Source organism: Sphaerisporangium rufum, assembly GCF_016863395.1.
In the GTDB taxonomy this organism is placed as follows: domain Bacteria; phylum Actinomycetota; class Actinomycetes; order Streptosporangiales; family Streptosporangiaceae; genus Sphaerisporangium; species Sphaerisporangium rufum.
The window spans coordinates 1-10,173 of record NZ_BOOU01000121.1 but is presented as its reverse complement, the minus strand read 5'-3'; the positions used below and the strand labels follow the sequence as shown (position 1 = coordinate 10,173).

The window sequence follows — 10,173 nt, the reverse complement described above, 5'->3', positions numbered from 1 at the left end:
ATCAGCGGGATGTTCACCTTGGCGCCGAAGACGTCCTCGGGCAGGTCCACGCTGCCGGTCTTCGCGCCCGAGGCGTCGCGAACGTCGATCGAGGTGCTCACTTGGCCACAGCCCCCTTCTTGGCAGCGGTGCGAATGAGGACCAGGCTGCCGGTGGCGCCGGGCACCGCACCCTTGATCAGGATGAGACCCTTCTCGGCGTCGACGGCGTGCACCTTCAGGTTCTGCACGGTGGTGCGGACGTTGCCCATCCGGCCGGCCATGCGAAGGCCCTTGAAGACGCGGCCCGGCGTGGCGCAGCCGCCGATCGAGCCGGGCGAGCGGTGCTTGCGCTGGGTGCCGTGCGAGGCGCCCAGGCCGCGGAAGCCGTGCCGCTTCATGACACCCGCGTAGCCCTTGCCCTTGCTCTTGCCGGTGACATCGATGAACTGCCCGGCCTCGAAGGTGTCGGCGAGGATCTCCTGGCCGATGGTGTACTCGGAGGCGTCGGTGGTGCGCAGCTCGACGAAGTAGCGGCGCGGGGTGATGTCGTGCTTGCGCAGATAGTCACCCAGCGGCTTGTTCACCTTGCGCGGGTCCACCTGCCCGTAGCCGAGCTGAACAGCGGAGTAGCCGTCCTTGTCCTCAGTGCGGACGCGGGTCACCACGCACGGACCGGCCTCGACGACGGTGACCGGAACCATCCGGTTGTCCTCGTCGAAGACCTGGGTCATGCCGAGCTTCTTGCCCAGGACGCCCTTGATCTGCTTAGCCATGTCAGTGCGTTCCCTCAGAGCTTGATCGAGATGTCGACGCCGGCCGGCAGGTCGAGCCGCATGAGCGAGTCGACCGTCTTCGGCGTCGGATCGATGATGTCAATCAGCCGCTTGTGCGTGCGCATTTCGAAGTGCTCACGGCTGTCCTTGTACTTGTGCGGCGAGCGGATGACGCAGTACACGTTCTTCTCGGTCGGCAACGGCACCGGGCCCGCGACCTTCGCGCCAGTCCGCGTGACCGTCTCGACGATCTTCTTGGCCGAGCTGTCGATGACCTCGTGGTCATAGGCCTTAAGCCGGATGCGGATCTTCTGTCCCGCCATAGTGGCCTCGGTGTCCTTCGCTGTCGTCCTGCAAAAGTTTCGTGCGGCCTTGTGCCGCTGTGGGTGACCCACCCGGCCGCCGGCCCGCCCACCTCCGTGATCTTGCAGTCGACTCGGTCGAGATGACCGAGACGGCTGCGAGATCACGGCCCCGGGCGGGGCGTCGGCTCGCCGTGGGTGGAGGCGGATCTTGTCCGCCCCTTCGTGGCTCGGCGGCCGGTCCCGGAGGAATCCGGGTCCGGCCGCCGACCCGCGGTCCGGCTACTTGATGATCTTCGTGACTCGACCGGCACCGACGGTGCGGCCGCCCTCACGGATCGCGAACTTGAGGCCTTCCTCCATCGCGATCGGCTGGATCAGCTGGACGGACATCTCGGTGTTGTCACCGGGCATGACCATCTCGGTGCCCTCGGGCAGGGTCACGACGCCCGTCACGTCCGTGGTGCGGAAGTAGAACTGCGGGCGGTAGTTGTTGAAGAACGGCGTGTGCCGGCCGCCCTCGTCCTTGGACAGGATGTAGACCTGCGCCTCGAACTCGGTGTGCGGGGTGGTCGTGCCCGGCTTGATGATGCACTGGCCGCGCTCGACGTCCTCGCGCTTGATGCCGCGCAGGAGCAGACCGACGTTGTCACCGGCCCGGCCCTCGTCCAGCAGCTTGCGGAACATCTCGACACCGGTGACGGTGGTCGTGGTGCTCTTTTCCTTGATGCCGATGATGTCGACGGTCTCGTTGACCTTGACGATGCCGCGCTCGATACGACCGGTGACGACGGTGCCGCGACCGGTGATCGAGAAGACGTCCTCGATCGGCATCAGGAACGGCTTCTCGGTGTCGCGCTGCGGCTCGGGGACGTTGTCGTCCACGGCGTTCATCAGCTCGATGATCGAGTCGCCCCACTTCTCGTCGCCCTCGAGCGCCTTCAGCGCCGAGACGCGCACGACCGGCAGGTCGTCACCCGGGAACTCCTGGGCGGAGAGCAGCTCGCGGACCTCGAGCTCGACGAGCTCCAGGATCTCCTCGTCGTCGACCATGTCGGCCTTGTTGAGGGCCACGACGATGTAGGGCACGCCGACCTGGCGGGCCAGGAGCACGTGCTCCTTGGTCTGCGGCATCGGGCCGTCGGTGGCGGCCACCACCAGGATCGCGCCGTCCATCTGCGCGGCACCAGTGATCATGTTCTTCACGTAGTCGGCGTGACCGGGGCAGTCCACGTGGGCGTAGTGGCGCTTCTCGGTCTGGTACTCGACGTGCGCGATGGAGATGGTGATGCCGCGGGCCTTCTCCTCGGGCGCCTTGTCGATCTTGTCGAACGGGGTCGCCTCGTTGAGGTGCGGGAAACGGTCGTGAAGCACCTTGGTGATCGCCGCGGTCAGAGTGGTCTTGCCGTGGTCGATGTGCCCAATGGTGCCGATGTTCACGTGCGGCTTGGTCCGCTCGAACTTGGCCTTGGCCACTGCTCTGTCTCCTTAGAGATTCTGACGTGCCTTGCTGTCTCACTCGGGCTCGGAGCCCGAGGCCGGGCGGCGATCGCTCACCGCCCGAGCCGGTCGGGGTCTGCGGCGCTCGCCCCGATTCCTCGCGGCGCGGGGCGACGATCGCTCATCGCCCCGGCCGGCAGGAGGCGGGACTATTCGCCCCGAGCCTTCGCGACGATCTCCTTGGCGATGCCCGGGGGCACCTCCGCGTAGGAGCTGAACTGCATGCTGTAGACCGCCCGGCCCTGGGTCTTGCTGCGCAGGTCACCCACGTAGCCGAACATCTCCGACAGCGGAACGAGGGCCTGAATGACCTTCGCCCCGGTGCGGTCCTCCATCGCCTGGATCTGCCCGCGGCGGCCGTTGAGGTCGCCGATGACGTCACCCATGTAGTCCTCGGGCGTGGTGACCTCGACGGCCATCATCGGCTCGAGGATCACCGCGTCCGCCCGGCGGGTGGCCTCCTTGAAGGCCATCGAGCCGGCGATCTTGAATGCCATTTCCGAGGAGTCGACCTCGTGGTAGGCACCGTCCTGGAGGGTGACCTTGACACCCACCATCGGGTAGCCGGCCAGCACGCCGAACTCGGCGGCCTCCTGCGCGCCCGCGTCCACCGACGGGATGTACTCCCGGGGGATGCGGCCACCGGTGACCTTGTTGGCGAACTCGTAACCGTCGTTGCCCTCGCCCAGCGGCTCCACGTCGATGATCACGCGCGCGAACTGGCCGGAACCACCGGTCTGCTTCTTGTGCGTGTACTCGACCTTCTCCACCTTGCGGCGGATGGTCTCGCGGTAGGCCACCTGCGGGCGGCCGACGTTGGCCTCGACCTTGAACTCGCGGCGCATCCGGTCGACGAGGATCTCCAGGTGGAGTTCGCCCATGCCCCAGATGACCGTCTGCCCGGTCTCCTCGTCCCGGCGGACCTGGAAGGAGGGGTCCTCCTCGGCCAGGCGCTGGATCGCGGTGCCGAGCTTCTCCTGGTCGCCCTTGGTCTTCGGCTCGATCGCCACGTTGATGACCGGCGCCGGGAAGTTCATCGACTCCAGCACGACCTGGTTGGCCGGGTCGCACAGGGTGTCACCGGTGGTGGTGTCCTTCAGGCCCATCACGGCCACGATCTGCCCAGCCTTCGCCGACGGGCGCTCCTCGCGCTTGTTGGCGTGCATCTGGTAGATCTTGCCGATCCGCTCCTTCTTGCCCTTCACCGAATTGACGACGGAGCTGCCGGACTCGAGAGTGCCCGAATAGATGCGGATGTAGGTGAGCTTGCCGAGGTGCTGGTCGCTCATGATCTTGAACGCCAGCGCGGAGAACGGCTCGGACGGGTCCGCGTGCCGCTCGATGACCTCCTCCTCCTTGCCGACCGCGTGCCCCTTGAAGGCGGGGATGTCGATCGGGGCGGGGAGGTAGGCGACGATCGCGTCGAGCAGGGGCTGCACGCCCTTGTTCTTGAACGCGGTGCCGCACAGCACGGGGTTGAGGGCGCTGGACAGCGTGGCCCGGCGGATGGCCGCGACCAGCTGCTCCTCGGTGGGCTCGACGCCCTCGAGGTACAGCTCCATGAGCTCGTCGTCATGCTCGGAGACCGTCTCGATGAGGCGGTCACGCCACTCGCGGGCCGACTCGGCGTGGTCCGCCGGGATGTCCACGGTGTCGTACATCTCGCCCTTGGCGGCCTCGGCGCTCCAGAGCAGGCCCTTCATCTTCACCAGGTCGATGACGCCCTTGAAGTCGGACTCCACGCCCCAGGGAAGCTGGATGACCAGCGGAGTCGCGCCCAGGCGGGACACGATCATGTCGACGCACCGGTGGAACTCGGCGCCGACCCGGTCCATCTTGTTGACGAAACAGATCCGCGGCACGCCGTAGCGGTCCGCCTGCCGCCAGACCGTCTCCGACTGCGGCTCGACGCCGGCCACGGCGTCGAAGACCGCCACTGCGCCGTCGAGCACGCGAAGCGACCGCTCCACCTCGACGGTGAAGTCGACGTGGCCCGGCGTGTCGATGATGTTGATCGTGTGATCAAGCCATTCGCAGGTGGTCGCGGCGGAGGTGATGGTGATGCCGCGCTCCTGCTCCTGCTCCATCCAGTCCATCGTGGCTGCGCCCTCGTGGACTTCACCGATCTTGTAGTTGATACCGGTGTAGAACAGGATGCGCTCGGTAGTGGTGGTCTTGCCCGCGTCGATGTGGGCCATGATCCCGATGTTGCGGACCCTGGCCAGGTCAAGAGCGGTCGTTGGAGCCACTTCTCTCGCGTCCTCGTCGTCTCGTCGTCGCCGCCGGGCTTACCAGCGGTAGTGGGCGAAGGCCTTGTTGGACTCGGCCATCTTGTGCGTGTCCTCGCGCCGCTTCACGCTGGCGCCGAGGCCGTTGCTCGCGTCGAGCAGCTCGTTCATCAGCCGCTCGGTCATGGTCTTCTCGCGGCGGGCGCGGGAGTACTGCACCAGCCAGCGCAGCGCCAGGGTGGTGCTGCGCGAGGCGCGCACCTCCACCGGCACCTGGTAGGTGGCGCCACCGACGCGGCGGCTGCGCACCTCGAGGGTCGGCTTCACGTTGTCCAGCGCACGCTTCAGCGTGACCACCGGGTCGTTGCCCGACTTGTCCCGGCACCCCTCGAGGGCGTCGTAGACGATCTTCTGGGCGAGCGAACGCTTGCCGCTCAGCAGCACCTTGTTGATGAGCGCGGTGACCAGCGGCGAGTTGAACACCGGGTCGGCGACCAGCTGCCGGCGCCCAGCGGGACCCTTGCGCGGCATGTCAGCTCTTCTCCTTCTTCGCGCCGTAGCGGCTACGGGCCTGCTTGCGGTTCCGGACGCCCTGGGTGTCGAGAGCACCCCGGACGATCTTGTAACGGACACCGGGCAGGTCCTTCACACGACCACCGCGGACGAGCACGATCGAGTGCTCCTGAAGGTTGTGTCCCACACCCGGGATGTAGGCCGTGACCTCGATGCCGCTGCTGAGGCGGACACGCGCCACCTTGCGCAGCGCCGAGTTCGGCTTCTTCGGGGTGGTGGTGTAGACGCGCACGCAGTTGCCCCGCAGCTGAGGGCTCCCCTTCAGTGCCGGGGTCTTGGTCTTGGTGACCTTGTCCTGTCGGCCCTTGCGGACCAACTGCTGAATAGTGGGCACCACTTCTCCGTTTCGCGTCCTGGCCGGTGTCACGTCATCGGGAAGGCTCCGCCAGGCGAGCCGGGCTTTGCTTCCCGTCATGCTTGTCGCAGGTACTGCCGGTGTCATGACCTGCTGTTTTTCCACTTGTTCCGACCCACGCGCTCGGGCGTGTCGCGGGCTTCGCCACGACGTACCCGGCAGGGCCGGACTCGGGAGAGGCATGTGGCTTCCGGCCGACCTCAACGAGGCCCCAGAGCGCACACATGTGAGCCCATGAAGTCATGGGCACGAATGGCAAGACTACCTAGCTCATCGCAACACGTCAAAACGGCTGCGCCGGCGTCGCCCGCGAGGCGACCGCCCGGTCGTGTCATGGATTCCGCGTCCGGTTCCCGCCGGACACTGAAAGGCTCCGGACAAGCTTACCCGCCGTCCGGCGTCCTCAGGCACGATTTCCCGCCTTCGCCGCCCGGCGGCGCCGGTCTCCCCTCGGCGGGCGCCCGGCGACCGGATACGCGGCGGGGCGCCCGCCTCCGGGTGGAGACGGGCGCCCCGCGGACGCTCGGACCGCCGGCCGGCGCGCGGAGCGCCGGCCGGACCGGTCAGCGGTTGTACTGGCCGAAGTCGTACTCCTCCAGCGGCACGGCCTCGCCGCTGCCGGTGCCGAAGGTGTAGTCGGTCGCCGAGCCGTCGTAGCCGCCGACGGTGTACATCGCCGCCTTGGCCTCCTCGGTCGGCTCGACCCGGATGTTGCGGTACTGGGACATGCCCGTACCGGCCGGGATGAGCTTACCGATGATGACGTTCTCCTTGAGGCCGAGCAGGGAGTCGGACTTGGCGTGGATCGCCGCGTCGGTGAGCACCCGGGTGGTCTCCTGGAACGAGGCCGCCGACAGCCAGGACTCGGTGGCCAGCGACGCCTTGGTGATGCCCATGAGCACCGGCCGGCCGGAGGCGGGAGTGCCGCCCTCGGCCACGACCTCGCGGTTGACCATCTCGAACCGCGGCCGCTCGACGAGCTCACCGGGCAGCAGGTCGGTGTCACCGGACTCCAGCACGTTCACGCGCTTGAGCATCTGGCGCACGATGATCTCGATGTGCTTGTCGTGGATCGACACGCCCTGCGAGCGGTACACCTGCTGGACCTCGGCCACCAGGTGCAGCTGCACGGCCCGCGGGCCGAGGATGCGCAGCACCTCGTTCGGGTTGACCGCGCCGGCGATGAGCTGCTGGCCCACCTTGACCCGGTCGCCGTCGCCCACCAGCAGCCGCGACCGCATCGAGACCGGGTAGGCGATCTCGTCGGAGCCGTCGTCCGGCGTGATGACGACCTTGCGGGTCTTGTCGGTCTCGTCGATGCGCACCCGGCCGTCCGCCTCGCTGATCGGGGCGACGCCCTTGGGGACGCGCGCCTCGAACAGCTCCTGGACACGGGGCAGGCCGTGGGTGATGTCGGCGCCCGCCACACCACCGGTGTGGAAGGTCCGCATCGTCAGCTGGGTGCCCGGCTCGCCGATCGACTGGGCGGCGATGATGCCGACCGCCTCGCCCACGTCCACCAGCTTGCCGGTCGCCAGCGAGCGGCCGTAGCAGGTGGCGCAGACACCGATCTTCGCCTCGCAGACCAGCGCGCTGCGCGTGCGCACCGTCGCCACGCCCGCCTCGACCAGCGCGGTCACGATCTGGTCGTTGATGTCGGCGTTCGCCGACGCGACGACCTTCCCGTCCACCTCGACGTCCTCGGCCAGGATGCGGCCGTGCACGTTGCTCTCGGCGTTCTCGGCCTTCACCAGGTTGCCGGCGGTGTCACGCTCGCCCACGTGCAGCGGGACGCTGCGGTCGGTGCCGCAGTCGATCTCGCGGACGATGACGTCCTGCGCGACGTCCACCAGACGACGGGTCAGGTAACCCGAGTCGGCGGTGCGCAGCGCGGTGTCGGCCAGACCCTTTCGCTGGCCGTGGGTGGAGATGAAGTACTCCAGCACCGACAGGCCCTCGCGGAAGGAGGACTTGATCGGCCGCGGGATCGTCTCACCCTTGGTGTTGGACACCAGGCCGCGGATGCCCGCGATCTGCCGGACCTGCATCTTGTTGCCGCGGGCGCCGGAGTTGACCATCATCCAGACCGAGTTGTTCGCCGGGAAGGCGTTCACCATGTCGGTCTCGACGTCGGCCGTGGCGTGCGTCCAGATCTCGATGAGCTCCTGGCGGCGCTCCTCGTCGGTGATCAGACCGCGCTCGTACTCGCGCTGGACCTTGTCGGCCCGCCGCTCGTACGACTCCATGATCTCCGACTTGTTCGGCGGCGCGACGACGTCGTCGATGGAGATCGTGACGCCGGACCGGGTCGCCCAGTGGAAGCCCGCGTCCTTCAGCGCGTCCAGCGCCGCGGCGACCTCCACCTTCGGGTACTTCTCGGCCAGCTCGTTGACGATCGCCGAGAGCTGCTTCTTACCGATCTGCGAGTTCACGAAGGGGTAGTTGTCGGGCAGCGTCTGGTTGAACAGGCAGCGGCCCAGGGTGGACTCCAGGCGGTAGGGGTCGCCGACCTCCCAGCCCTCGGGGGCCGACCAGCCCCGCGGCGGCGGGACGTCCTTGATCCGGACCTGGATCTTGGCCTGGATGTCCAGCTCGTGCCGGTCGTAGGCCATCAGCGCCTCGGAGATCGAGCCGAAGACCCGGCCCTCGCCCTCGGCGCCGTCCCGCTGCGTGGTCAGCCAGTACAGACCGATGATCATGTCCTGGGTGGGCATGGTCACCGGCTTGCCGTCGGCCGGCTTGAGGATGTTGTTGGTCGAGAGCATCAGGATGCGCGCCTCGGCCTGGGCCTCCGCCGACAGCGGCAGGTGGACCGCCATCTGGTCACCGTCGAAGTCGGCGTTGAACGCCGTGCAGACCAGCGGGTGGATCTGGATGGCCTTGCCCTCGACCAGCTGCGGCTCGAAGGCCTGGATGCCGAGACGGTGCAGGGTCGGCGCGCGGTTCAGCAGCACCGGGTGCTCGGTGATGACCTCTTCGAGCACGTCCCACACGACCGGGCGGGCCCGCTCGACCATGCGCTTGGCCGACTTGATGTTCTGCGCGTGGTTCAGGTCGACCAGGCGCTTCATCACGAACGGCTTGAACAGCTCCAGCGCCATCTGCTTGGGCAGGCCGCACTGGTGCAGCTTCAGCTGCGGGCCGACCACGATGACCGAACGGCCGGAGTAGTCGACGCGCTTGCCGAGCAGGTTCTGCCGGAACCGGCCCTGCTTGCCCTTCAGCATGTCCGACAGCGACTTGAGCGGGCGGTTGCCCGGGCCGGTGACCGGCCGGCCGCGGCGGCCGTTGTCGAACAGCGCGTCGACGGCCTCCTGCAGCATCCGCTTCTCGTTGTTGACGATGATCTCGGGCGCGCCGAGGTCGAGCAGCCGCTTGAGGCGGTTGTTGCGGTTGATGACCCGGCGGTACAGGTCGTTCAGGTCGGAGGTCGCGAACCGGCCACCGTCGAGCTGCACCATCGGGCGCAGGTCCGGCGGGATGACCGGGATGCAGTCCAGGACCATGCCGTTGGGCGAGTTGCGGGTGGTCAGGAACGCGGAGACGACCTTCAGCCGCTTGAGCGCGCGCGCCTTCTTCTGGCCCTTGCCGCTGCGGATGGTCTCGCGCAGCGAGTCTGCCTCCGCGGCCAGGTCGAAGTTGTTCAGGCGCTCCTGGATGGCCTGCGCGCCCATCCCGCCACGGAAGTAGCGGCCGAAGCGGTCGCGCATCTCGCGGTAGAGCAGCTCGTCGCCCTCCAGGTCCTGGACCTTGAGGTTCTTGAAGCGGCTCCAGACCTCCTCCAGGCGGTCCAGCTCGCGCTGGGCGCGGTCGCGCAGCTGCCGCATCTCGCGGTCGGCGCCCTCGCGCACCTTGCGGCGCTGGTCGCCCTTGGCGCCGGCGGCCTCCAGCTCGGCCAGATCGGATTCGAGCTTCTTCTGCCGGCTCTCGATGTCGGCGTCGCGGCGCTGCTCGATGTGCTGCCGCTCGACGGAGATCTTCGCCTCCAGCGAGGGCAGGTCACGGGCACGCATGTCGTTGTCGACATACGTGATCATGTAGGCCGCGAAGTAGATGACCTTCTCCAGGTCCTTCGGGGCCAGGTCGAGCAGGTAGCCCAGCCGCGACGGGACGCCCTTGAAGTACCAGATGTGGGTGACCGGCGCGGCCAGCTCGATGTGGCCCATCCGCTCACGCCGCACCTTGGCGCGGGTGACCTCGACGCCACAGCGCTCACAGATGATGCCCTTGAACCGGACGCGCTTGTACTTGCCGCAGTAGCACTCCCAGTCGCGGGTCGGACCGAAGATCTTCTCGCAGAAGAGCCCGTCCTTTTCCGGCTTGAGGGTGCGGTAGTTGATGGTCTCCGGCTTCTTCACCTCGCCGTGCGACCACTGACGGATATCGTCGGCCGTGGCGAGGCCGATGCGGAGCTCGTCGAAGAAGTTGACGTCGAGCACTTGTAATCCCCTCGCTTGTAAA

At 67.7% G+C, this 10,173-nt stretch carries 7 protein-coding genes; all 7 read right to left on the bottom strand.

From position 1 onward, the window contains the following. Positions 1-97: 97 nt before the first annotated feature. The 7 genes from rplC to Sru01_RS34630 all read right to left on the bottom strand — a co-directional run bounded on the left by rplC (position 98) and on the right by Sru01_RS34630 (position 10,151). Complete coding sequence (rplC, locus tag Sru01_RS34660; RefSeq protein ID WP_203995015.1) at positions 98-754, bottom strand: 50S ribosomal protein L3; 657 nt, start codon at positions 752-754, stop codon at positions 98-100. A 14-nt stretch (positions 755-768) separates the two neighbouring features. Beyond that, complete coding sequence (gene rpsJ / locus Sru01_RS34655; protein WP_012887830.1) at positions 769-1,077, bottom strand: 30S ribosomal protein S10; 309 nt, start codon at positions 1,075-1,077, stop codon at positions 769-771. A 261-nt stretch (positions 1,078-1,338) separates the two neighbouring features. After that, positions 1,339-2,532, bottom strand: a complete 1,194-nt coding sequence (gene tuf / locus Sru01_RS34650) for an elongation factor Tu (protein ID WP_203995014.1) — start codon at positions 2,530-2,532, stop codon at positions 1,339-1,341. Positions 2,533-2,705: 173 nt separating this feature from the next. Beyond that, positions 2,706-4,754 (bottom strand): elongation factor G, encoded by a 2,049-nt coding sequence (gene fusA, locus Sru01_RS34645; RefSeq protein WP_239138070.1) that lies wholly within the window; start codon positions 4,752-4,754, stop codon positions 2,706-2,708. 90 nt (positions 4,755-4,844) lie between these two features. After that, on the bottom strand, positions 4,845-5,315 hold the full coding sequence (gene rpsG, locus Sru01_RS34640) for a 30S ribosomal protein S7 (protein ID WP_203995004.1): 471 nt from the start codon (positions 5,313-5,315) through the stop codon (positions 4,845-4,847). A gap of 1 nt (position 5,316) precedes the next feature. Next, positions 5,317-5,691: a 30S ribosomal protein S12 gene (gene rpsL, locus Sru01_RS34635; protein WP_184608232.1), complete on the bottom strand. Its 375-nt coding sequence runs from the start codon at positions 5,689-5,691 to the stop codon at positions 5,317-5,319. Positions 5,692-6,275: 584 nt separating this feature from the next. Further along, a complete protein-coding gene (locus tag Sru01_RS34630; RefSeq protein WP_203995000.1) occupies positions 6,276-10,151 on the bottom strand; it encodes a DNA-directed RNA polymerase subunit beta' in 3,876 nt (1,291 codons plus the stop codon). Positions 10,152-10,173 lie beyond the last annotated feature (22 nt).